Source organism: Sphingobacterium ginsenosidimutans (assembly GCF_039536865.1).
GTDB lineage: Bacteria > Bacteroidota > Bacteroidia > Sphingobacteriales > Sphingobacteriaceae > Sphingobacterium > Sphingobacterium detergens.
Genome location: NZ_BAAAZK010000007.1, coordinates 1647943 through 1673510, shown reverse-complemented (window position 1 = coordinate 1673510; position 25568 = coordinate 1647943). Strand labels below are relative to the sequence as shown.

Sequence of the window (25568 nt, the reverse complement as noted above, 5' to 3'; positions counted from 1 at the left end):
CTATTGGTGTTTATAGAATGGAATGATTATTTTTATCGTATCCAATTTCAATTATATTCCTCATGATGCCATTACGTATTTGTATACTTTGGGTTTTTAGTACGCTGTTTGTCCTTTCTATTTCTAATGCACAGGAGAAGAACTATCGTTTTTTACATCTTGATGTAAACGAAGGTTTATCACAAGGGAGTGTTTTTGCTATCGAACAAGATCACCTGGGCTTTATGTGGATTGGTACCCGTGATGGCCTGAATAAATATGATGCACGTAAGTTTACAATTTATAGAAGCAATCCTCAGGATAGCCTTTCCCTGGAACATAATTTTATACAAGCAATTACCCAAGACAAGAAACAACGACTTTGGGTAGGGACAACAGGTGGCCTTAATTTATACAATCGGAATGCAGATAATTTTACGCGTATTCCTTTGCCAGTCGTTGAGAGCACAAGTGGAAAAATAGAAGTGAATGTGCATCAGATTTTCCAAGATTCAAATGGTGTAATTTGGATTGCTACAAATGTTGGATTATATCGGATAAAAGAAGGCGCTCATTTGGAGGCAGAACTTGTTTTCAATGAAATTACGGTTGAAGGGAGCAATGGCCGCTCGTATTTTAGAAATTTTAGAACGATATACGAGGACGGGAAGAAAAGATTATGGTTTTGTACAGATGATGCAATCGTGCTGATGCAGTCAGCTTCCAGGGATGGCAATAGATTGAAAGTGTTGCGCACCTATTTCAATCAGAAAGGACTGATTAATAAAGTAAATCAACGATTTCAGGCCGTTCTGGAATTTGCTCCCGGTGTTTTTTGGGTAGGAACGAAATACAACGGGATAAAAATAATCAATGAAAATACAGGAGAGGTATCTTCTTTGAGTACGGATGATAGTCCTACTGCAAATTTGGCAAATCAGGATGTACGCTCTTTGAAGAAGGCTGACGATGGGAGCATCTGGATTGGGACATTCAATGGCCTTTACTTATACCGAAACGGGAAAATATTATTTATACAGGCCGACGATAACAATCCCAATAGTTTGAGTAACAACTCTATTCGACCAATATTTCAGGATAAAAGAGGGTCTATCTGGATCGGTACTTATTTTGGCGGGATTAATATCTACGATAAGGACATCCCAAATTTTCAAAATTTCACCCATCAATCTCGGCGAAATAGCTTGAGCTACAATGTTGTCAGTGCTTTTTTAGAGAACCCAAATGGTGAGCTGGTTATTGGAACAGAGGGTGGTGGATTGAATTATTTCAACCGATATACCAATTCATTTTTTAATGAACGACATGATAAAAGTAGCGCGGGAAGCCTAAGCCATAATAATGTAAAGTCTATCTGTCGCGATCGGGAGGGTAATTTATGGGTCGGCACTTATGATGGTGGATTAAATTTAAGACGTAAAGGACAACAGGTTTACGAACATTTTCGTTTTGATCCGAATGTCATCAATGGACTGGCAAACAATAACGTGTATGCACTACTGGAGGATCGCCAGGGCGATATTTGGATCGGAACATTTGGTGGCGGTTTGCAGGTACAGCGGAAAAATCAAAAACCCGGTTATTTCCAGATCTTTAACGTTGCCGGTAAACAGTTGAGCTCTAATATGGTCAGAGCACTCATGGAGGATTCCAGAGGTAATTTATGGATTGGTACTTCTAATGGACTAAATCTTAAAATAGCAGGTACCGATAAGTTCATATCGTTTTTGAATCACAAAAATGACTCGCTTTCAATCAGTGGTAATGATATTATCAGTATTCACGAAGATAGAAAAGGACAAATCTGGATTGGAACCTATATGGGAGGTTTAAATCGCTATCTGCCCGAAAAGAAAGCCTTTAAACGTTTCAATGAACAAAATGGCCTTCCGGTCAATAATGTCTTTGGTATTCTGAGTGATCTAAAGAACAAATTGTGGCTAAGTACCAACACAGGGATTACCTGTTTCGATCCGCAAGCAGGAAGTGTTAGAAGTTATACAAAAGTGGATGGTTTGCCTGGTAATGAATATATTCAAAATGCAGCCACCATGCTGCGGGACGGAAAATTCGCTTTTGGGAGCTTTTCTGGTTTTACCCTATTCAATCCAGACAGCCTTAGCGTCAATAGCTATGTTCCGCCGATACAGTTTACTGATCTTAAATTGTTTAATCGTACCGTTAGACCCGAAATAGATGGTGTAATCCCTAAGGACATATCCATGATGGATGAATTGGTATTAGATCACAATCAGAATGTGTTCAGTCTTGAATTCAGCGTGTTAAATTATGTCCATCCTGAAAAAAATAACTATGCCTATTATTTAAAAGGTTTTGACCAGGAATGGAATTATGTCACCAATCCAGTCGCTACCTATACAAACTTGGATCCGGGAAATTATGAACTCTGGATAAAAGGGTCAAATAATGACGGTATCTGGAATGAAAAGGCGCGGGTTTTAAAAATAAGAATTCTCCCAGCACCTTGGAAAACATGGTGGGCTTATACAGGTTATTTCTTGATTTTGGGCTTTATTGTGTTCTTGATTATCCGTTTTTTTCATGGTAGAAATAAACTAAAACGTGACCTTTTGATCCGAAAGATTGCTTCCGAGAAGCAGGAGGAACTGCATGAAGCCAAACTGAATTTCTTCACAAATATCTCGCATGAATTCCGTACACCCCTCTCTTTGATTATAGGCCCATTGAATCAATTGAAAACGGATCATTCGCTATCTGAATATGCACAGGAACATCTGGGCTACGCCTCACGAAATGCTGATCGCTTGATGAATTTGGTCAATCAATTACTTGATTTCCGGAAACATGAAGGCGGAAAAATGGAGCTGCACAGTCAGAAAGTCCTTGTATCTGAATATCTTAAAAACGTTTTATTAAACTTCCATTTTATAGCTGAGAAGAATAATATCCAGTTTTTTCTTGAAAATAATATTTCCACCGATTACCAGGCATATTTTGACCCTGAGCAGTTTGAGAAAGTGCTTGTCAATCTGATTTACAATGCCTTTAAATTTACCGATAAGGGGGGACGGATAAAAGTACAAGTTGAACGTGAGGGCAATGACGATGCGTCTAAATTACTTGTTTCCGTCTGGGATTCCGGTAGAGGTATCCCCGCAAAAGATATACCCTTTGTATTTGAACAATTCTATCAGGCAAACACCGAGGGTTTTGTCGCCACTAGTAGTGGTATAGGACTTGCATTGTCAAGATCCATTATCCATTTACATGGCGGCTTGTTAACTGTTGAAAGTAATATGGCCGCAGAACCTTTAGCTTATAATACCGTCTTTAGGATCAGTCTGCCGCAGCAGAATGTACATATAGATGCTTCATTTACAACTGATATATTAAGCGGAATTGAAGAAACGAATGTCTCTGAACAGTCTGCTCAATTGGTCGACGATCAGGAGCTTGTGGAAGTTGAAAATGACCGGACAGCAGATGAGAAGCCGATTATTCTTGTTGCCGAAGATAATGTCGAGCTGAGATGTTTTCTTTGCGAAAACTTACGCAAGAAATATGTGGTTTTAGAAGCAAACGATGGAAACGAGGCGCTGGCATTGGTTCAGGCCAAACAGCCGGATATTATTATTTCAGATGTGACGATGCCAAACTGTGATGGTATAACATTGTTGCAACAAATAAAGAATGATAATAGCACTAATCACATTCCGGTTATTTTATTGACGGCGCGAACCGCCGACCCCTATATCACCGAGGCTTTTGAAGTGGGAACTGATGATTATATTACCAAACCATTCAGTATGCCACATTTGATTCAGAAAATATCAAACATCATACAGACGAGAAAACGTTTGGAGGAAAAATTTGTTCAAAATTATCTTTTGGGGGGACAGGGTACAGAGACAACCGAAAGAACACGCTTTTTGGATCAGGTATTGCGTGTTGTGGAGGAAAACCTAGGCTGCGAGGATTTCGGTGTGCAGGAGCTGACCAAGGCAATAGGTGTGAGCCGATCAGTTTTATACCGTAAGATAAAACAACAAACTGGTTTGAATCTGGTTGAATTTATCAATATGGTACGTCTGAAAAAAGCTGCACAAATACTGTTGAATAATAGTGAATTGAGTATTAGCGAAGTTGCTTATCAAGTAGGTTTCAATGATCCAAAATATTTTAGTAAAACCTTTAAGAAATTCTATAAAGAAAGTCCACGTACCTATATCGAGAAATTTAGTGTTAAAAATAATTAAGATGACCATACCATCAATCTTCATGCTGTCACAGGGAAAACGATTATGAAAATTGACTTCGGGTTCTTTCCGGTCAATAAGCAGAGTGTTGGACGCTGACTGGTCCCTTGATAAAAAAAGAATCAATAAAATTAGGCATAAAAAAAGGTTTTCAAACGGGGAGAATGAAAACCTTCAATAACCAATTATAAACCTAAATTATGATAGTACAAATATAGTTGTTTTAAACTTCATCTGAAAATAAATTAGCAACCTTATTGAATTGTGTAGTTTAAAATTGACAAAGTTTTTTATGCGTTTTAGCTATAGCCTATTCGTTTTAGCTAGCTTACTGATAAAAAAAAGTGTGAGCAGCCCCAAAACCGCAAATACGGCATATCCCAATCCGATTTCAAGTTGAGAAGAGGGATTGATTAAACTCACTGTACCGTAGCTCAGAGAGGACGTTAACAGGTAAGTAATTCCACCGACCAATCCGCCAGCTATTCCTGCTGACAATGGGAATCGACCCAAACAATAACTGAAATAATTATTGAATATAAATCCGGCGGAACAATGTACTGCAAATGCGAAGAATGTCAATGTATATAAATTTGTTTGATAGGGGGATACCACAATCATCAATAGTACCAGGATAATCTGGATAAAATTAGCGATTCGCAGCTTTGGTATTAAGGCTCTTTTGATCAGCGCTTTCCCAATAAAACCACCGCACATCCAAGCTAATCCCATGATTAGTGAGGTGTAGCCTGTCGTGATTGCTCCATAACCCAATTGATGCTCGATAAAAAATGGGCCACTAAGGTTATAAAACATGACTAAACCGTAAGATATTCCGCACATCAACACGCCAAAAGTAAAATCGTTTGTCTTTAACATCATTTTAAATTCGCCGATAAGATAGTTGACGTGTAACGGTTTTCTTTGTTTAATTGTCTCGCCAGAAAAGATAAATTCCAGGACAAAAAGTATCGCACTATAGATTGCGAGGACCATAAAATTTGAACGCCATCCAAACTGCGTTTGTAAGTATCCACCAATAAAGGGGGCTATAATAGGTCCGATAGACCAGACGATGGTCATGATACTGAGATAGTGCTTGCGTTGCTCGCCCTCGTACACATCGACGAAGTAAGCCCGTTTGGAAATGACGACGAACGCAGAAAGAATTCCCTGCAAAATACGCATGCCGTAAATAATCCAGATATCATCAGTAGTTGCGGTTATCCAAAAACTAAGGATAAAGAGAAAGAGTGAAATCAGGTTGATTCTATATCTTCCCCACGCATCCACGAGTGCGCCCGTGAAGAATTGAGCTACACCGTAGCTGATCAGAAATAAGGACAGTGTTAACTGGATACGGCTTTCACTGAGACCAAACTCCAAGGCCATTTGAGGCATCGAAGGAAGATAGATATCAGTAGCAAGACCTGTAATTGGAACAAGTGCAAAAGCCAGTATCGTTGGAACAAAAGATTGTCTGGGTTTAGTGTTTTTTTCCATCGTGATAATTTGTCGACAAAAATAATTCCATTGATGGATACAAAATATATAGAATTCAAACAAATTATTGTGAAAATCAAACAGCCTGATCACAATGCCCCCAAAGCAAAAATATTGACGCGATTATGACGCTGTGCGGGTTCGCCTAATAGACTTGGTATTTCTTCCCCTGGCTTTGGCATACAATATTTTTAACTTAACTTGTTGGACGATTTATATAAGATTATCATAATAGAAATATCGTTTTTAACTAATATCTCGATAATGAAAGACTTGAACGCTGAAATTGATGCTATTTTCCCGAAGATTGTTGCTATCCGTCGGCATATCCATCAGCATCCTGAACTGTCTTTTCAGGAATATGAGACGAGTGCCTATATCCAGCAACAATTAACCGCACTCGATATCCCATTTAAACTTGTGGCCAATACTGGTGTGGTTGCCCTATTGGAGGGCGAAAAATCGCCTAGTGATACTATTGTGGTTTTAAGGGCTGACATTGATGCCTTACCGATTCATGAGCAGAATGATGTGTTCTATAAATCTAAAAATGAAGGTGTCATGCACGCTTGCGGACATGATTTTCATACAGCAAATCTATTGGGTGTAGCTTCAGTCTTAAAGGGGTATAAAGCTGAATTTTCAGGAAAGATTGTATTACTGTTTCAGCCTGCGGAGGAAAAAATTCCCGGTGGGGCAATCCAGATTTTGGAATCCGGTATATTGGAATCTTTTGGTGGAAAGATTAAAGCTATTTTGGGAATGCACGTAAGTCCACGTGTTCCGTTGGGAAAAATAGGCTTACGACCAGGGAGGTTTATGGCTTCGAGTGATGAATTTTACATGACGATCAAAGGGCGTGGTGGCCATGCTGCTGAGCCACATCGGGCCATCGACCCCATTATGATCGCTGCGCAGCTGCTCACGACCTTACAGCAAGTGGTCAGCCGTAAGGCGAATCCGGATATCCCATCCGTCCTTACTTTTGGTCGTTTTATCGGTGAGGGGGCAGCTAATGTTATCCCTGAAGAAGTCAAACTGGCCGGAACCTTCCGTACAATGGACGAAGCCTGGCGTAAAGAAGCGTTGGAAACAGTTGCCGAAATTTCGCAAACATTACCTGTAGCTTTGGGAGCGACAGTGGATGTCGAGGTTCGACATGGCTATCCTGCGTTGAACAACAACCCTGAATTGACCCAGCAGATAAAAAATATCATACAGACAACCATGGGAAATGATGTGGTACAGGATTTGGAAATTTGGATGGCAGCAGAAGATTTTGCTTATTACTCTTATCAATATCCGGCTTTGTTTATGTTGGTGGGGACGAATAATAACGATAATGCGACCCAACATGGGCTTCATAATCCTCAGTTCAACCTCGACGAAAAGGCATTTAAAATAGGAATTTCAGTTTTTGTAAATGCTGCACTGTCCCTCTTGAGCGAGTCTTAAATTAGTTGCTTGCTACCGTTGTCAAAAGCTTACTATTGAAAATAGATGCCGGTGAAATGACTGTTTCCTCCAAAGGAATCAGATTGCCGTAACGTTCTTTGAGTTTGCTTTTGACCTCGGCGCTACTGAGGTCAAAATCTTTGAGTTTTTCCAGTTTGCCTACTTCGATTCCAGCACCGCGTTGATAGATTTTCCAGATCAGTTCCGAACAATAAATTCTGTTGTCCGACCATTCGAATGTGGCATCGTAGTTTTTACCCAAAAATCCCTCACCGATTCCCTTCATTTTAGCTAAAGCTTCTTTTGATAGTACTTTCTCTGCTTCTTTAAGTCGTTTGATGACATAATGTTTGTTTTTTCCTCGAGCAATCCAATCTGTCAAGCTGGTCACTGTGACGGGTTGAACAGCCTCCAGCACGTAAGGTTTTCCATCCTCATGAAAAATAAGACCACAGTGAGAGTAAGGAGAACCTGTGGCCAGTTGTACAGCTTTACATTGAGGCGAGACGGATGACTGAAAGATCATATCGCCATCTTTTAACTGAGGTAGCATCGCGCTACTTTTAACTTTTTTATCTAAAGATCCGTTTTGAGCTTTCGTTGCATTAATATGGAAATAATATCGCCCGATCAGCAGCGTGCAAATGATTATCAGGATAAATACAGCTATTTTTTTCATCTGTGTAATTTTTTTAATAGGATCATATCATCTGCTATTATCGTTTATTCCAGTAAGATACGAAACGTATCGGCATAATTTATTGATTTATCTGTATGACTTTATTTTGGTAACGTTATTTTAGCTGTTGTTAGTATGCGCTGATTATGAATTGCTTTTTCAATCTTGTTATTCCCTTAAATAGTTATGCTGTTATTCAATCCCTATACTACCAGAAGTAGTGCATAGCATAAGTTGTTGTCCTTATCTTATGGTTATGAATTGTTTTTAAGTTTAGCTATTAGGATGATAGATAGTTTGATGTGTGATAAGTGTTGTTTTATTTAAAAAGATCAGATAGCTTTTTTGCTTTCGCCCGCTCTGCGAGTTGGATTGCATTAAGTACTTCTGTTTCATATTTGTATACCTTTTCTGTTGAAGCACCATGATCCAAAAGATAGCGTGCGATAACCTTGTTTTTTTGTTGTATTGCTTTACCGAGCAAGGTGCATTGTGTAAAACTGTAGTCGAATTTGACCTCATCTATACCCAAGATGTCTAAACTGTTTAAGGATGTTTTTTTGATAAAATCCATGTCGTCCTGTTCGATCGCTATTTTAAGCAATTCAAAGTCATTGAAATTCTTATTCTTTGTCAAAAATGAGTTGTAAAAGAACTTTGCCACAGCGTAGTTTTTATTGGCTAACATATTGTGGATCGCATTGTAACCAAATTCTGCTGTGTTGGAGAAATCGTTCAAATGGCTTAAAAACAAGAGTATGTTTTCTTTGGGGACGGTCCCCCAGTTGAGTCGCTTTAATTGTTCCAAATCGTTTGCCGCAAACAGTGCTGTCAGCTCTTCAATGAATTCTAAGGAAAACAAATGGTTGACTAACCTGGGTTCGGATGGCAAATTGCTTGTTCTTAATATGTTGAGTTCGTTGTCAGTAACTCGATAATTAACGGACATCGGAGCCCCCTGATAACTACTGATTTTAAGTTCTGAGTCAGTTAATTCATATTGTTTCAGCCTAAGATTTTCGGCGTTTGTGCCTGGGAATAGGGTATTCAGATTCAATACTATAGCAAGATAGCTGCTGTCATTTACCTGTAGATTGTAGTGTAAATAGCCATCGTCACTGATCGAATAGGGGCTGAACGACTGCTGTTGGGGTTGATTACGAGAAACCGCCCAAGCCCCCTGCGGCAATAGGACTGTGCTTATGCTAACGAAAAAGCAGCATATATATGTTGATGTTCGCAAGAGCAATGCTCGAATGAAATACAACTTATTCATCAACATATTGTGTTAAAATTGTTTCGATCTCATCTATAAGTTTGTAGGAATCTGATTCCAGTAGATCTATTTCAGCTTGAATGTTAGGAGTAATCGGCAATTGCATCAGTTTTCGATATACTTGAATGTCCAGCTCAATACTCCTGAGTTTGAGTTGAAGTAAATATTGCCCTTGCTCGGTTTGTAAGTATAGTTGGTTGAATGCCTGTTTCAATCGCTCCAGTTCGGCAATTGTTCTGCTGTGGTCATTTTCTGCCGCTAGGCCGTAATTGGGGTATTTTTCACCCAATTGATTGAATGCATCAAGATATTCCTGTTCCGATAAAGAATGTATATTCATATAAAGCAGGTTATAAGCGTATAAGGCTTCCTGATTTTCCTCACTGACCGGAACTTCCTGATAATCTTCGACCAACTGCGTGATGTCCTGATATTCAGTTTGTAAAATAGCTTCAATATCCTTATTGATTAATTTTTCTTTGTTCATGCGAATATTTTGTTCTTTTGGCAGTCAATGTTGCGATCAATTCGCTTGACTTATTTGTCTTAAAGACAAAGATCCGATTTTCAGCGAAAGGTACTATCCCTGTATTCAGCTAATTTTATATGGCCTCTTGGTCGTTTTGTATTTCTCATTTTCAAGCGAATTTTAGCGTTTGTTTGTGTATGCTTAGATGCCAAAGAAAGTAAAACTGTGATTTTTTATTGCGCGTTATTAATGAATAAGGTGTTTTTAATAAGAGTTATTTTACTGGTATTTAAGAGTTTGTGTTTTTGTTTTGATTTATTGAGTAAAAAGTACTCAATATATTTTGCCAAAGTGAAAATAATACGCATATTTGTTGAGTAAAAAGTACTCAAATAGAGTGGTTGTAAAAAAAGAAAAATGATTATATTAAATAAACATCAGCTCATCACCGAACAGTTTCCAAATGGAGAAACGAAAGTGAAGGATTTCGATCAGTGGATCAAAGCGGATAATCTGCTCGAATTTACCTATCAGGAAGATGGCGATTTGATCCGTTTGTTTTTTGTAAAGAAACGACTTGAAGAAGCAGGAGCGAGTTGTAAATTATGGATTCGTTATATGCCCTATAGTCGTATGGATCGCAAAATTGAGGGCGACCTATTTACCCTAAAATATGTCGCTGCATTTATCAATAGCCTGCAGTTTGATAAAGTATATGTTGTAGAGCCACATTCCGAAACAACCCTCACATTGTTGGAAAATAGTGTAGCGATTTATCCTGCGCTAGATTGGTTGCCGAAACTCATGGAAAAACTCGAATTTTCAGATAATGACCGAATTGTATTTCCGGATAAAGGGGCCGCGGCACGCTATTTAAATAGTGGCTACGAAGATGCCTGTGTCTTTGAAAAGCAACGCAACCCACAAACGGGACGTATCGAAGCGATGAAATTAAAAACAGGTAACATTGTAAAAGGTGCCAAATGCATAATTGTCGATGATTTATGTTCTGCAGGTGGAACATTTCTCTGGGCTGGAAAAATTCTAAAGGAGATGGGGGCAAATGAAATCTACCTGTTGGTGACCCATTGTGAGCCAAGGATTTTCAAAGGTACTTTGTTGGAGGAAGATTCACCGATCGACCTTGTTTTCACCACAGATTCTATGATGAATACCATGCATCCGAAATTAAATTATATCAACTTAACAACTGAAAGCTATGTTTAGAGCAATGAGCAAAAATCCGATTCTCTGGACCGACGGTTACAAATTGTGTCACAAGGATCAATATCCAGCACATACAGAATGGGTATACGAAACCTGGACTCCCCGGATGTCCCGGATCGCAGGAATAAGCCATGTTGCCTTCTTTGGATTGCAAGGTGCTCTGGCGGAGATCAGTAATTCTTTCGATGAATATTTTTTCACCCAACCTGAGGATACAGTTGTTGCGCAGTATGAAGAAGCCATTCGTGAAGTTTTCGCGATGACCAATAGCAATTTTGCGCGCACACATCAGTCACAACATATACGCGATTTACATCGTTTGGGCTATCTTCCGATTAAGGTGAAAGCTTTGAAAGAGGGGAGTCTCGTACCGATAGGCGTGCCGATGTTTACGATCGAGAATACCCATCCAGATTTCTTCTGGTTGCCAGGTTATCTTGAAACGCAACTCTCTGCTTATATCTGGTCGCCAATGACCGCGGCGACTATCGCCGATCAATACAAGCGATTGTTGACAGGTTTTGCTGAAAAAACAGGCGATATCAATAAAGTATTCACCCAAGCTGGAGACTTCTCAATGCGTGGTATGGGATCGCCTGAAACCGCTTATCGCACTGCAGGTGGACATTTACTAAGCTTCGGCGTTTCCGCAACACTCTCTGTTCGGGAATACCTCAAAACCTATTACGCAGCCACAAGTGATGTCATGATGTACACGCCTTCAACAGAGCATAGTGTGATGTGTTCTTACGGTGAACAGGAGGTTGAAGCCTTCCGACATTTGATTACGGAGGTTTACCCCAGCGGAAACATTTCTATTGTGTCCGATACCTATGACCTATGGCATGTTGTGGATCACGTATTGCCACAATTGAAAGACCTGATCATGGGACGGGAAGGAAAAGTTGTCATTCGACCAGACAGTGGCGATCCTGTTAAAATTATTTGTGGTGATCCGGAAGCTGATCACGAAACAGTTCAAAAAGGGATTGTCGACCGTTTATTTGAACTCTTTGGCGGGACGGTCAATGCGAAAGGCTTCAAAGAACTTGATCCACATATTGGTGTTGTCTATGGCGACTCCATCACTGTGGAACGGGCAACTAAGATCTGCGAAGGTTTGATGGCGAAAGGTTTTGCCTCGACCAACACAATACTTGGAATAGGATCCTATACCTATCAGTATGTCACAAGAGATACCTTTGGCTTCGCTTTAAAGGGAACGGCCGAAATTGTGGACGGTCAGTTTAAAGCTATTCAAAAAAGACCGGCCACAGACACCGGTAATTTTAAGAAATCCCAAAAAGGTATGGTTGCCGTTGTATTTGAAAACAATGATTTTCGCTTGATAGACGATCTCAATCCAACGACCATCGAACAATTGAATGATAGCAACCTGCTCAAAGAATGTTTTGTGGATGGGGCCTTTGTCAGCACAGCTAGCTTTAAGGAAATAAGAAATAGATTACAAACAGAATCAATAAGAGTATATGGAAAATAACCTAGGAAAACCGTTTTTCATCAATGATGAAAACGTTGGACAGTATGCACAACAAATGGCATCATGGATTGCGGGACAAGTGAATGCGGCAAACCGTCAAGGTTTGGTACTGGGCATGAGCGGCGGGATTGACTGTAGTGTGGTTGCTTGTTTATGCCACTTGGCGAAAGTAGATGTCCATTTAGTGATGATGCCCTATGGTAGTGACATGAACAATAGCAAGAGTCATGCACATGGGATGGAGCTTATTGAAAAATTTGATTTTCCCTACCATATCTTTGATATCAAACCAGCGGTGGATGCGCTGACGATCAATAACGAAGCCTATATTGCAGCTTCAAGCGAATCCAACCGTGTCTTGAGCTTAGCCAATATCCGGCCACGGGTCCGCATGACTTACCTCTACCAATTTGCACAATTGGGAAGCCGTTTTGTGATCGGTACCGGCAATATGGCCGAAGCGACCGTAGGTTACTTTACCAAATGGGGAGATGGCGCTTATGATCTTAATCCCTTGGCTATGGTGACCAAGCAAGAAGTATATACACTGGCAAAATACCTAGGTGTCCCCGAATCCATTCAATATAAGAGTCCTTCAGCAGGTCTATGGGAAGGACAGACAGATGAAGAAGAATTGGGCATGAGCTATGCACAGATTGACGGATTTATTCTGACCGGAACATCCGGTGAGCCGACGATAGATGAACTGATCCGTAGACGTCAACAACAATCTGCTCATAAGTTTGCTGCGATTCCAACTTTCAAAGGCTAGTAAAAAGTAGAGCTGATAGGAAAAGGTTAGGTTTAGGACACATACAATACATAATTATTGAAGATGAAAACAAGATATGAACAGATTGTTGATGTAAGAGAGATCGCATCCGAAAAAAGGGATCATATTCCGTCCATATTGTCATTGGTTGGGCAGGAGCAAATCCTGCCTGCTGCATCGGATAAAAAGCGTACACTGCTTTTGGCGATTGATGTACAGAACGATTTTATGGAATCCATTGGCAGTCTACCGGTAGCTGGTTCGCGTGCTGATGTACAACGGCTGACTCAATGGATGTACAACAACATGGATTCTCTGACACAGGTCATGTGCAGCCTTGACTGTCATTCACTGCTGCAGATTTTCCATGCAGACTGGTGGGTGGATAAGCAAGGAAATCAGCCCAAACCTTTTACGGTCATCCGTCACAAGGATCTTATCGATGGAACATGGACTGTCGCCAATGCGGACACAGCTGAACAATCTCTAGCGTATCTTAAAAATTTAGAAACCGAAGGGAAAAAGGAGCTTTGCATCTGGCCCTATCATTGTTTAGAGGGCAGCTCGGGGGCGCAATTGGAAAGTCAATTTACCAATATGCTCTATTTTCACAGCGCTGTACGTCAAGTCAAACCCCTATTGGTTTATAAAGGACAGGATCCCTACACTGAAATGTACGGTATCATCAAAGCCGAATACGATGACAATAAATTTGTCAATCATGCCGTGCTCGAGGCTATCCAGGCCTACGATGCCATTTATATCGCTGGACAGGCATCAAGTCACTGTGTATTGGCATCTGCAATGCAGATATTGGAATATTTTGCGGCGGATAAAGCGATTACGTCCCGCATTACCCTACTGATAGACTGTATGTCACCTATTGCTGGTTTCGAAGAATCTACACAGCAGGCTTTTGATTCACTGCATGAAAAATACGGCATACAGATCAAAAAGTCCACAGACGTAATTTTATAACAAGATGGTCAGTACTCCAAAAACATATAACTACGAATACCCCAGACCCGCCGTTACAGTCGATTGTGTAATCTTTGGTTTTGAAAAAAATCAACTTAAACTGTTATTAACCAAACGGGCGATAGAACCTTACTTAGGGAAATGGGCATTTCCCGGTGGCTTTATTCAGGAGGATGAAACTGCGGATGAATGTGCGCTACGTAAATTGTCCGAAGAAGCTGGACTCAGCAATATCTTTCTTGAGCAGCTCTATACCTTTTCGGATTTAAACCGTGATCCCCGGGGACGGGTCATCAGTATTGCCTATTATGCCTTAGTTAAACCTAACGAATATATCCTGGAGGCTGGACTTGATATCGATGCGGTGCAATGGTTTAGTTTGGAGGAGGTAGCTGATTTGGCTTTCGATCATCAGCAGATCTTGTCTGTTGCGGTCGAACGCCTCAAAGGTAAAATCCGTTACCAGCCCATCGGATTTGAACTGCTGCCGGCACAGTTTACCTTACCTGACCTGCACAAATTGTATGAAACAATTCTGCAGCGTTCGATAGATCGCGGTAATTTTCGCAAAAAGATACTGAGCATGGATCTGTTGATCGACCATAGCGACATGCAAAAGGATAGACATGCCAGAGCAGCAAAAATCTATAGTTTTGATAAAGAAAAATACGAAGAACTCAAAGAAACAGGATTTTACTTCGAAATCTGACAATTTACCTTATCCATCAGGCTCATGAAACAACATGAGCCTTTATCCATTTCAATATTTAGCGTTTACAAGTCGAATATCGATTGTCACAGCGCTTAAATTGACTTACCTTTCCTATTATGTGATTGAAATACGATATTAGATTGAAATATCTTAATGGTGAATTATCTGTTGTATGAAAAAAGTACTTTATTGCGCTGGTCTTGTTTTGTCGCTATGTATGGCATGTCAACAAAACAAGGTAAAAAATCCTGTTTCTCCTCCAATAAAGGAGGCTATTGTAAGCGAAAAGCCAGCGGTCGATTCGCTTGTCTTTCAGGATAAAATGATCAGAATTTATAAGATAGATTCCATCAGCTTTTTTAAGGAACAGCAAAAGACGGATTATAGGAGAGATACCATCGCTTCGATCAGCGATGTAAAAGTCGCGAAAAAGCTATTGCAGGGCCGTGTCGTATTTGGAGACTATATTCCAGGTAAGGCCATGGAAATTGATACATTGGTGGAGGGGGATGTAATTGCTCAGGTACGACTTAATGATGGTCGCTTACTAACGGCCGGAAAAACAGAAGGTGCCATTGATCTGTTGGAGAATATGTTTGTAAAATATTTTCCATCTGAAGAGATTTTGTTGTTGGAAGGAGGACATACGACAGATCAGGCACTTGATTTGCGTCAGGGGAAATGGGATATCGAAGAAATCGGCAATTTAGACTATGTCTATTTCTCTAAGCATAAGAAATATAGATTGAATGGCATGTTTAACGGGCAGGAATGTTCCAGTTACTTTTTGCAAAAAAAGGAAAATGAGGTCTATCTGACCTATGCGCAGATTCCCCTGGACTGGAATGATAACTTTGAACTATGTACCCTAAAAGAGATCTTTTGGAAAGGAGATCAGCAGCTATACTTTCGGAATTTTTTCTATGGGGCACCGCACGATAAGCGAGCGGGTTTCTATAGACTGGATATTATTTCCGAAAATTGATGTCATCAATAGGGATGCATCGAATCTCAAATTGCTTTTCCTGGCAAACTGCCCTTGCAAGTAGGAATTAGCAAAAGGAAAAATCCCTGTTTTCCGCTAAGCAGAATATTTAATAATAGCTGTATTTTTACTGCATCAGGTACAGTGCTTGCCGTTTTCATCTATTGAGGTAAGCGCGATCTATTTTAAGACTATCGGGCAATAAGGTTATGGCGCATCGCATTTATATATATAACGTAAATCCTAAAACAAAAGAAACATTTGAAGCACATCTGGCCGAATGGAATTATGAAATTCCAGCTCTGATGTTCCCGCTATTTTCTTCGGGTATCCGTTCCCAAGGAACACAGCTCTATGCCAATAAGGAAGACGGTATTGCAAGGTTACGCTATTTTTATGCGCTGCTTGCTGATGTTTATCAATTGCATTACAAAAAGAAGTATGCAGAACCGGTCAACAAGATGTTTGAATTTTTGGAAAGTTTGCCATTCGATACCTTTCAAATCGATGGACGGGATGTCTTCAATATGAATGTAGAAAAACATACAGCACAGGCAAGTGACTGGGTAGATGAGATCAGGACGACGGGAGCTTTATACACACAGGCCCTTGAGCAGCAGCGTTTGGATCCTCTTCAGAAGATCTTGCAATTATCAGGCTATGATACTTTTCTGGAAATGCTCGAGACAGACTGGATTAACTATGGTTTGGGTTTGTGGGAAGAACATGCTTTTCAGCAGGAGGGAACCGAAGTCTTTGAAGAAAATGGAAAACAAGGATTAAAGGATGCTCTTGGAAATATTCGGGTCGCTGCGAAATATGATGAGCTATTTGAGTTCAATGAAGCGGGGATTGCTGTGGCTGAACTGGATCAACTATTTGGTTACATCAATGATCGGGGAGAGGAGATCGTACCCTGTCAGTACGTTGAGGCATTTGACGCGCGTGTTATCGATGGGATTAATTATGCTGAGGTTGAAATCGAAGGGAAACGAGGTATATTGAATATTGATAGCAAACAACTTTCATTACCTGCTGCCTATGATGATTTGGACTGGTTTGCCCGTGGTTTTTTGAATGCAAAGCAAGGTGATAACTATTTTCTTTTTGCTGCTGATGGAACACAGGTTATTACCGAATCGGCGGATGAACCTTTTGGATACGATTACAGTAAGCTTTTTTATAAGCGGCAAAAAGGGACCATGAAGCGGAAATACTTTCGTATGGATGGTCACTATTTGGGTAGTTTTCTGGAAGATAGCCTACAGGCTCTTCCCAACGCCTATTTCTGGATCAAACCCAATAAGTTGCAGCGCAAGATTTCAATCATCAAGCCTGATGGTACTGTGCTGGATGAAGAGATTGACCGTATCATCGTCCTGGATGATTATCGTAGCATCGCATACCTGAAAAATAAACAATGGCAGATTTACGCACTCGCGCATGATCTATTCCGCTTAGTCGATCGATCTATTGCTAAAATCTTGGTCGATAGCATTAAAAACTTACGAAAAGATGTCTTTGTTGTCGCCTGTGCCGAAGGGCAAGGGATATATGAAGCTTATCTTGATCAATGGCTACTCGAACCTGATCCGGCTTATCTAAAAATCGAATATTGCTATATGGACTTTATGCGTATCCAACAATCCGAAGGAATGCGCTATTTTGATACCAAAGTGAATTTCTGTAGCGAACTTTACGATTATGTCAGTGCGCCGATTCATGATCCTCATCCGGAACGAAGCGAAGGTGAATTCTTACTTTTATTTAAAGGAGAAAGGCTGTTTTATGTAGATCTAAAACGAAATGTCGCTGAATTTCCTGAAACAGCATTTGGCCGTTTGTATGCCGAAAAATATAATTTGCAGGGAGCTGACCAGAGCTACTTTGTACAATTTTATCAAGCATGGACAAAACGAAAAGGAGCGGGGTACGAATCTTATCTTGATAACGATACGTTATACGAAAAAGCGCGGAAACTAAATTGGGCCGGTAAGATAGCCGAGGCTATACCTTTGTTGACTATCGGTGCCTCCCGAGGTAGTGCCGACTGCCAATACCTTCTTGGCAATATCTATTGCGATACAGATCATCAAGATTTTCTGGATATTCCTAAAGCGATCGGCTTCTACAAGCAGGCTATCGCACAGGATCATGCGCAAGCTTGGACGAACTTAGGGTTCATCTATGCTACGGGCCTTGGTCTGCCGCTTGACATTCCCAAAGCCTTAGAAGCTTACCAAAAAGCTGCGGCACTGGGGGAAACGCAAGCAATGAGCAATCTTGGTCACTGGTATTATGAAGGAGAACATCTTGAACAGGACTATGGGCAAGCCTTGTATTATTTTAAGCAGGCTGAAAAAGAAGGCATCGACAACGATGCACAGATAGCTGAAATTTATTATCAACAGAAAGATTACACTAATCTTTTACGTTATCTGAAAAAGGATAAAGCGGGACAGTATGCTGCAATTTATTATGGGATTTTGTATGAAGAAGGTTGGGGCGTAAAACAGAGTATGGTAAAGGCGCTGCGTTACTACGAACAGGCAAACGAAAACGCTACCTATGCTTATGCCGTCAATCGTCTCTTGTATTACTATAAAAATGGAGCGTTTGCAGATGCCGCTAAATACAACTTTTGGTTGGATTTTGCCAAAAACAATGACGTTGATATTGAAGAATAAAAAAAGAATATGGCACATCGAATTTATATTTATAACACGGATAAAAAAGATCAGGAGTATTTCCATGCTTATTTGGGTGAATGGAACTATGTCATTCCAGATTTGTTGCTGCCCCTGTTTGCCGCAAATCCAAAAGCAAAAGGTACCTTGGTATATGCTGAAAAAGAAGCGGGTGTTTTAAGATTAAGGAGATTCTTCGATCTGCTTATTCAGGAGTATAACTTGATATCCAATGCTGCTGTCCTATTGACCATCGAAAAAATGTTCGATTTTCTGCATGGACTTCCATTTGAATGCTTCCAGATCAATGCGCGTGATGTTTTTAATATGTCTGAGGTGAAACATAGCCAACAAGCAAAGGATTTTGCTTTTGAAATCTATGAGAAGAACCTGTATTACGAAAAAGCAATAGAGAAGCAGTCGTTATCAGCGCTTTATCCTATCTTGAGCCGTTCAGGTTATGATTCCTTTTTAGCGATGTTAGAGGCTGAGTGGAGCAACTATGGATTGGGCTGGTGGAATACGGAAGCGATTGATAGTCTTGATAACCAGTTTTTTGAAGAAAATGGACGCTGGGGAATCCGGAATGCGAAGGCTGAGGTGAAAGTTGAACCCTGTTATGACGAGATCGGAGACTTTGATTACAATGGCTTTGCAGTTGTTGCGAAAGAAGGTTTGTTTGGTTATTTAAATAGAAAGGGCGAAGAGACCATCCCTTGTATGTACGCCTCTGCAGCGCCTGTACAGAGCGGCCGTGGTACCATTGTAGGAAAAGTGAGTTTAGCGGGCAAGCATGGCTTGGTGGACGTGGAGACTGGCGCTACAATTATTCCCTTGAACTATGCGGTTTTGGACGATTTTGCTTATGGATTCTATCAGGGACAGCGGGACGGAAAATATGACATTATCGATGCCGAAGGTAAGGGCTTTCATACGGAAGGTTCTGATGAACCTTTTGAAATAGACTACGAGGGTTTTATTTATCAGCCGATAGCAAACAGCAAACTACGTAAATATTATTCCAATCAAGGTGTTCTATTGGGCAAATATCCAGAAGGGGTTTTGAACGAATTGTTGTTTGATTTTTACGCGGTCAATTTAAACAATAAAAAAAAGAAATCAGTCCATGCAGCAGACGGCTCCCTTTTGGTAAAAGATGTGGCTGTGCTAAATGCCATGAATGGGCTCAGCGCATTATATTACCTTTCGGAAGGCAAATATTTTCTGTATGACCTCGCTAGTCGGGATTTTCTTCTGCAAGATCTGACGATTAAATCTATACAGGGAGGTGCCGATTTTGGTAATGGTGCCTATAATTGTTATATCATCGAAACCGAATCGGAAAGAGGAATCTATCACACGGAGACTAAAAGCTGGCTGCTACCATTGTCAGCATATTATGCCACGATCAGCTATGCGCTGATGGACTATTTTATCCTGCAAGATCAGGTGGGCGGGTATTATTACTACGATACTGATAGCAAAGAACTGAGTGAATCCTTCGATTTCATCTGTGGTAGTGTACGGCATTATCAAGATCTAATGATGTTGCGCGACCGCAAACTGTTCAATAAAGGATATGAGGGATTGGAAGAGGTGCCCCAAGATCAGTATGGATATTATATCAAGGCATTGGACAAGCTGGAAGGGAAGGAGCTCGAGGTTTTTGATCATTTTTTTACCCAGTGGAAAGCGGATCGGGGCGTAGATTTTGAATCTGCTTATGATAGTTATACCTTGTATCACATGGCCATGGATTGCTGCAGAAATGGAGACGTCGAAAGTGCTATCCGTTACTTTACATTTTCAGCTGATCAGGACAATGAAAGCAGTATGTATGAACTTGGTAATATCTATACGGATACCGATAATGAAGATAAACGTTTTCTGGACCTGAAAAAAGGAATTGCATACTATGAGCGGTCCGCCGAAAAGGGATATGCAGCTTCTTGGAATAGCATCGGTTATCTTTATCAGCATGGAATAGGTTATACTTCGGATCTAAAAAAAGCTTTTGAGGCCTATAACAAAGGGGCTGACCTTGGGAATGGCTATGCATTATCCAATTTGGGTTATTTCTATTTTAGTGGGACCTATGTAGAGGAAGATCTCGAAAAAGCATTGGATTACTACAAAAAAGCGGAATTGAAGCTGGTTGAAAATAATCGCAATATTGCTTCGATTTATTATAGTTTAGATGACTATGACCGTCTACTTGTTTATCTGAAGAAAGATAAAGCGGATAGCTATTCCAATATTTATTACGGTTTGATGTATGATGCGGGGTTAAAATTTAAAAAGGACAGTAAAAAAGCCGTTCATTATTTTGAGCGGGCAAATCATTATGGTGTTTATGAGTCTGCTACAGAAAGCTTATTGGGTTATTATAAAAATGATCCCGACTTTATGGATCAGGAAAAACATGCCTACTGGTCGAACTTTGCCCGACAACACGACTTGGATATTGAACCCGAATTGTTGATTTGGGCGAATGAGAAAAGTGGGGGAGTAGAAGCAAAGGACGAACCTACAGAAAATAGTAGTTCATCCTTTTTTAGTAAACTGTTTAAAAAGAAAAAATAACCTGCACGATGTTATCTTCTGCGAATTTAGATTTCACAGGTATGCTGATCGACCTAGCCTTTATGCTATTTTTTGGCGTAGGTGCAGGTTATTCCCTGATTGTGGGGATTATCCATATCGTCCAGAAAAAGACCAAAACGTTTGGCTATTATCTGCGGACATTTTTGATCGCCGGTATCGTAGGCCTTGCTTTGGGAGCCTTTGGTGCCTTTATGATCACGCTGTCGCTGATGGCCTAGGAATAGGTAATTCTCAAGGGGGCGCATAGATTTTTTTGGCAGTTACCTGAAAATAAGACTTTATCGTTAGACCGATCTATTTTTTGCGTTGACGATATGCATCAAATGGTGATTACAATGCCAGGCATAGAGACCTATATTTACTTTAAGGGAAATATACCGTTTTGTAACCGGATGAATAAAGGCTCTTTCAAGCTGCTCATCACTCAGGCTCTTAAGCAAGATTTCCCAACGTTGGTGTAAGCCTTCTAATAATTTAAGGGAGCTTTCGATTGGATTGTGTTTTGAATCCGGAAGTTCGGCCCACAGGTTTTCTTCATAGAGTTTTATCGTAGGGTCATCTTCTGTCAGCGCTAACTTAAAACGGACAAAGCTATTCATATGGCTATCAGCGCAGTGATGCACCACCTGTCTGATGGTCCAACCGTCTGGACGATATCGTTTCTCCAAAGCGATATCTGGCAGGTCGCTGACTTCGGATTTGAGTCGCGCGGGGAAATCTGCGATTGTTTTTATCCAATCATTCAGTAGTTGCTTGTCTATATGATCTGGTACGGCAAAGCGGCCTATGGGATACCTAAGTTTTTCTAATTCATGTTGCATGGTTTAAATTTAACGAAAATTGCTTCAATGTTCTTATGTTTTGTGCGTAAAGTAACGGTTAAATCCTGTTTTGGACTTTAGTTAATGAACTTATGTGATTTGGATGACAGGAAGAATTGTGGTAATTTCGGCAATTCAAGATGCGTCGCTTTATTCTTCTTTCTACGGCAGATGAGGTCGTAAGGGAAGTAAGTATGGTTTGTTTTGAATATAAAAGACAAGGAATGAAGAGTCTAAATGAGTTGATTAATCCGACAGATTCAGGATGGGGTCTGGTCGAAGAATGGATGAAGGGAGCAAGCAATTCTTATGAGGTACTGCCCAGAAATCCAAAACGGGCAGATGAGGAGTTACTACGAGCTCAGATGACCACAAAATCACCTATGGGTGCTATTATTCATCAAACCGGTGGAATACTCATCGATGGCGGATGGCTACGGATCCTAGGCTCTGGTTCGACTAAATTGAATCGAGGTATCATGGAGTGGAACAAAGGGAAAAGCTTTGACAAAGAAGGGGAGAAAGGTGGTTTTTTGTTAATTGCCGATGATGTTTTGGGCGGATATTTCGCGATTAATGCTGGAGCTTTGGGCGAGGGCATAGGACAGGTCTATTATTTTGCACAGGACACCTTGCAATGGGAAAGTTTGGAGTGCGGCTATTCTGATTTTATTTATTGGACATTGAAGGGTGACATCCGTCAATTTTATGAAACATTTAGATGGAAGGAATGGGCTGAAGATGTACAAAAATTGGATGGAAATCAGGTGTTTTCATTCTATCCTTTTCTATGGACAGAAGAAGCACGTGATCTGCGCAAGGTTGATAGAAAAGTAGTGCCTATTGACGAAAACTACCATTTCACGATGGAGTTTGCCAGTGGAAGATAAACCTGTTACCAGTTGATGATCAACAGGTTCTTTGCCGCACGGAGACTACATTTCTGATATTTGGAATAGGCTTTTGCTGCTCTTTCCTGAATTTGTTCGTTGCTTTCTCCGTTTATATACCCTGTTAGCGCATCATGGAGACTGTAGGCTTCTGGACACATCAAATGGCTTGTCCAGAGAATGGGGTTTACAGTTTCCTTATCGATATGAGGTGCAAAATACTTTTTACTATAACAAGCGAGGATAATCGCATTCCGCTTTTGGCGGTCGGTGTTTTTGAAACGCTGGTCTAGTTGGAAATCCATAAGGCCATCATGTCCGATATAAGCATTGAGTTTTGCATTGCCTGCTATTCCGATAATCTTGTTGTCTACCTGTAGTGTATCTTTTAGCTGGCCATGAAGGCCTCGGAGAAAATCAACTGTACATAGCTTGATCTCTTTGCCATCATAGGCATCCGCAACAAGGTAATAGTTTTCAGATCTGTGTTTATAGACCAAACGCTCGAGGATTGCACCTTTTGCTTTATACTTTTTTACAAATTTCCAATCTTTACTGCGATTGAAATAAGTTTTTATACCATATTCGCAGCCCCAATAAAGATTGTTGGCCGGATCCTGACCGTTACCGATTGCTTTGGGAACAGGTACGATTCCCTGATAAGTATTATCACATAATGCGACAAGTACATGAATTGTACGCGTTGTGGAATCATAAGGCAGAACGTCCGTGTGATTATTTTCACTAGTCGACGGTTGCGCTGAATCTGCGGCGCCACGTTGCCCACATGCGAGAACTATGAGGGTACTGCTTAGTACCCATATATAATTGAAAGCCTTTTTTATCTCCATTGTATTAAACAAGAATGAATGATCTTATTTGTCGGTACATCAGTTCCGATATTTAGTCTGCCTTGGATTTTTTTATCAGGGTCATCATCCTTAAATAATGTCTAAGGTCATTCTGAATATAAACAAATATAGCTGGAAAATAGTGATGATATACTCCTTGTTTTCAGGGAATTTTAATCTGCTGCTGGATCAGACGCTGCTGATGCAATAGGTACATGAGAACGTGCAAGATTTTGTATCATTTGAAGTACAGATTGAACAATTATCTTGGGTTCAATCTGTACTTCAAGTGTTTTTTTCAGTTCATCTGGCGCTAAAATTAGCGGGATTGATTTTGGAGTGTATAGGTATGCTCGTTGAGTTTCGTAATTTCTAGCTGGATACCTTCCGCTAGTCCAAGTTGGGTTGCGGCCTCTTTTCCTAGTTTAAGGACATGGAATCCACGACCACGGTACGTGAAATTGCACTCATACTCATTGGAATCAATAACGATCCGGAGCTTTTGTGATTTCGTTGGAAATAGAGGCTTAAAATCTTTCGTAATTCTGATTTGCGCTTTTTTTGTGTCATCCGCCGTAATTTTATTTCCTGCTGCTGGAAATAACATACGATTGGGAGAATCATTTTGAGCGATATTTTCTACTGCTTGTTGTTCCTCTTTGTGTTGAACTGCTGGAAGCTCTTTGGGAGGATTTTCCGCTACCACTGCATCTTGCGGCTTTTTATTTTGGCGACCTTTTTTTCGTGCATTTTGATTGGTAGGTTTTGCCGTAACTTCCTGTGATTTTGCGTCAGTGGTTGCTACTGTTTTTTTGTCTGCATCTGTTGGTGATGAGCTGACAGCAGATAAAGGTCGTTTGATAATATTTCGAATGTAATAATGTTTTATTCGCGATTTATCCGTGTTACGTTCTTCGATTTCAAAATCCTCTGTATAGGCTTTAAAAAGGTGGGACATTTTATCGTAACCATAATTTCGCGCATCAAAATCTGGTTTTCTTTTATTGAAAAGACTACCAATTTCCCCTAAAAATGCCCATCCATTTTCATCTGCGGTGTCATCAACGGTGTCTTTTAATAATTCCAGTGTCTCTTCGTCAAGCACAGCTATGCTGGTTGGATTGTCTACAGGTGCCGCTTTGGGTTGATTCTGCTGTTTTTTCTTTGTATTAGGTTCCTTTTTTGGATTCTTTTCAAAGATCTCAACATAAATAAATTTGTCGCAAGAAGCGATGAAAGGTTTCGGCGTTTTTTTCTCTCCAATACCGATCACCAACTTACCCGATTCTCTTAAACGGGTTGCCAATCTTGTAAAATCGCTGTCGCTCGATACGATACAGAAGCCATCGACCCTGTCGGAATGTAGGATGTCCATCGCGTCGATAATAAGAGCTGAATCGGTGGAGTTTTTACCTTGGGTATAGCTATACTGCTGGATGGGGGTTATCGCATGGGTGAGGAGCTTATCCTTCCATTTTTCGACATAAGGATTGGTCCAGTCACCGTAGATCCGTTTGATCGTCGGGATACCGTAGCGTTTGACTTCGTTCAGAATCTCTTCGATCTTTCGATAAGAAACATTATCCGCATCGATTAATATTGCGATTTGTAAATCCCCATGCTCTGCCATATGTGTTTATTTATATTTTCGATGTATTTGTATGTTTATGTTACGAAATAGGATTCTCCTATTTTGAACATATGGTTAAAAATACACTATTGTTGAAGAATTATTGAATTTTTTAAGAATTTAATTTGAATGATGATTTTCTGAAGGCTGCTATTTAGTAAGATTTCCTGCCCTATTTTATACATGAGATTATAACAGGATCAGCCATAAAAGGTACGTAAAATAGAATTTAATAGGAAGTATAGGGACAAAAAAAAGGTTTTCAAACGGGGAGAATGAAAACCTTAAAT

At 40.3% G+C, this 25568-nt stretch carries 19 protein-coding genes; 12 read left to right on the top strand and 7 right to left on the bottom strand.

What is annotated here, in order from left to right:
- The first annotated feature begins 62 nt into the window (after nt 1-62).
- Entirely contained in the window at nt 63-4238 is a 4176-nt protein-coding gene (locus ABFX33_RS19410) for a hybrid sensor histidine kinase/response regulator transcription factor (RefSeq protein WP_346087599.1), read from the top strand.
- Nucleotides 4239-4541: 303 nt separating this feature from the next.
- On the opposite strand, the gene ABFX33_RS19405 is transcribed toward ABFX33_RS19410, so the two are convergent.
- Entirely contained in the window at nt 4542-5741 is a 1200-nt protein-coding gene (locus tag ABFX33_RS19405; RefSeq protein ID WP_346087597.1) for an MFS transporter, read from the bottom strand.
- 264 nt (nt 5742-6005) lie between these two features.
- Between ABFX33_RS19405 and ABFX33_RS19400 the strand changes: the two genes are divergently transcribed.
- Nucleotides 6006-7196 (top strand): M20 metallopeptidase family protein, encoded by a 1191-nt coding sequence (locus tag ABFX33_RS19400; RefSeq protein ID WP_257091777.1) that lies wholly within the window; start codon nt 6006-6008, stop codon nt 7194-7196.
- Nucleotide 7197: 1 nt separating this feature from the next.
- Here ABFX33_RS19400 and ABFX33_RS19395 read toward each other — a convergent pair whose 3' ends face one another.
- From ABFX33_RS19395 to ABFX33_RS19385, 3 genes are all read right to left on the bottom strand, one after another.
- Nucleotides 7198-7875 (bottom strand): YiiX family permuted papain-like enzyme, encoded by a 678-nt coding sequence (locus ABFX33_RS19395; RefSeq protein WP_346087595.1) that lies wholly within the window; start codon nt 7873-7875, stop codon nt 7198-7200.
- A gap of 319 nt (nt 7876-8194) precedes the next feature.
- Complete coding sequence (locus tag ABFX33_RS19390; protein ID WP_346087593.1) at nt 8195-9151, bottom strand: hypothetical protein; 957 nt, start codon at nt 9149-9151, stop codon at nt 8195-8197.
- Nucleotides 9144-9638, bottom strand: coding sequence for a hypothetical protein (locus ABFX33_RS19385; protein WP_257091772.1), 495 nt, complete (start codon nt 9636-9638; stop codon nt 9144-9146). Before ABFX33_RS19385 ends, ABFX33_RS19390 begins: the two co-directional genes overlap by 8 nt.
- A gap of 399 nt (nt 9639-10037) precedes the next feature.
- On the opposite strand from ABFX33_RS19385, the gene ABFX33_RS19380 reads away from it, so the two are divergent.
- From ABFX33_RS19380 to ABFX33_RS19340, 9 genes are all read left to right on the top strand, one after another.
- Entirely contained in the window at nt 10038-10847 is an 810-nt protein-coding gene (locus ABFX33_RS19380) for a phosphoribosyltransferase family protein (protein ID WP_257091771.1), read from the top strand.
- A complete protein-coding gene (locus ABFX33_RS19375) occupies nt 10840-12348 on the top strand; it encodes a nicotinate phosphoribosyltransferase (RefSeq protein ID WP_346087592.1) in 1509 nt (502 codons plus the stop codon). Before ABFX33_RS19380 ends, ABFX33_RS19375 begins: the two co-directional genes overlap by 8 nt.
- The gene (gene nadE / locus ABFX33_RS19370; RefSeq protein WP_346087590.1) at nt 12338-13120 is read left to right on the top strand and encodes an NAD(+) synthase; all 783 of its coding nucleotides are present in this window, start codon (nt 12338-12340) and stop codon (nt 13118-13120) included. The genes ABFX33_RS19375 and nadE overlap by 11 nt, the downstream gene beginning before the upstream one ends.
- A gap of 63 nt (nt 13121-13183) precedes the next feature.
- Nucleotides 13184-14098: a cysteine hydrolase family protein gene (locus ABFX33_RS19365; RefSeq protein ID WP_346087589.1), complete on the top strand. Its 915-nt coding sequence runs from the start codon at nt 13184-13186 to the stop codon at nt 14096-14098.
- Nucleotides 14099-14102: 4 nt separating this feature from the next.
- Entirely contained in the window at nt 14103-14807 is a 705-nt protein-coding gene (locus ABFX33_RS19360; RefSeq protein WP_120260801.1) for an NUDIX hydrolase, read from the top strand.
- A gap of 175 nt (nt 14808-14982) precedes the next feature.
- The gene (locus tag ABFX33_RS19355; protein ID WP_346087587.1) at nt 14983-15795 is read left to right on the top strand and encodes a hypothetical protein; all 813 of its coding nucleotides are present in this window, start codon (nt 14983-14985) and stop codon (nt 15793-15795) included.
- 209 nt (nt 15796-16004) lie between these two features.
- Nucleotides 16005-18482 (top strand): tetratricopeptide repeat protein, encoded by a 2478-nt coding sequence (locus tag ABFX33_RS19350; RefSeq protein WP_346087586.1) that lies wholly within the window; start codon nt 16005-16007, stop codon nt 18480-18482.
- 9 nt (nt 18483-18491) lie between these two features.
- On the top strand, nt 18492-21065 hold the full coding sequence (locus ABFX33_RS19345) for a tetratricopeptide repeat protein (RefSeq protein WP_346087584.1): 2574 nt from the start codon (nt 18492-18494) through the stop codon (nt 21063-21065).
- A gap of 8 nt (nt 21066-21073) precedes the next feature.
- Nucleotides 21074-21304 carry a hypothetical protein gene (locus tag ABFX33_RS19340; protein ID WP_346087583.1) on the top strand — a complete coding sequence of 77 codons (231 nt, stop codon included), beginning with the start codon at nt 21074-21076 and terminating at the stop codon, nt 21302-21304.
- A 66-nt stretch (nt 21305-21370) separates the two neighbouring features.
- On the opposite strand, the gene ABFX33_RS19335 is transcribed toward ABFX33_RS19340, so the two are convergent.
- Entirely contained in the window at nt 21371-21907 is a 537-nt protein-coding gene (locus ABFX33_RS19335; RefSeq protein ID WP_257091754.1) for a YfiT family bacillithiol transferase, read from the bottom strand.
- Nucleotides 21908-22131: 224 nt separating this feature from the next.
- On the opposite strand from ABFX33_RS19335, the gene ABFX33_RS19330 reads away from it, so the two are divergent.
- Nucleotides 22132-22797 (top strand): DUF2625 domain-containing protein, encoded by a 666-nt coding sequence (locus ABFX33_RS19330; RefSeq protein WP_346087581.1) that lies wholly within the window; start codon nt 22132-22134, stop codon nt 22795-22797.
- A gap of 5 nt (nt 22798-22802) precedes the next feature.
- On the opposite strand, the gene ABFX33_RS19325 is transcribed toward ABFX33_RS19330, so the two are convergent.
- A complete protein-coding gene (locus ABFX33_RS19325; RefSeq protein WP_346087579.1) occupies nt 22803-23648 on the bottom strand; it encodes a hypothetical protein in 846 nt (281 codons plus the stop codon).
- Nucleotides 23649-23967: 319 nt separating this feature from the next.
- The gene (locus ABFX33_RS19320) at nt 23968-25278 is read right to left on the bottom strand and encodes an NYN domain-containing protein (RefSeq protein WP_346087577.1); all 1311 of its coding nucleotides are present in this window, start codon (nt 25276-25278) and stop codon (nt 23968-23970) included.
- Nucleotides 25279-25568: the final 290 nt, after the last annotated feature.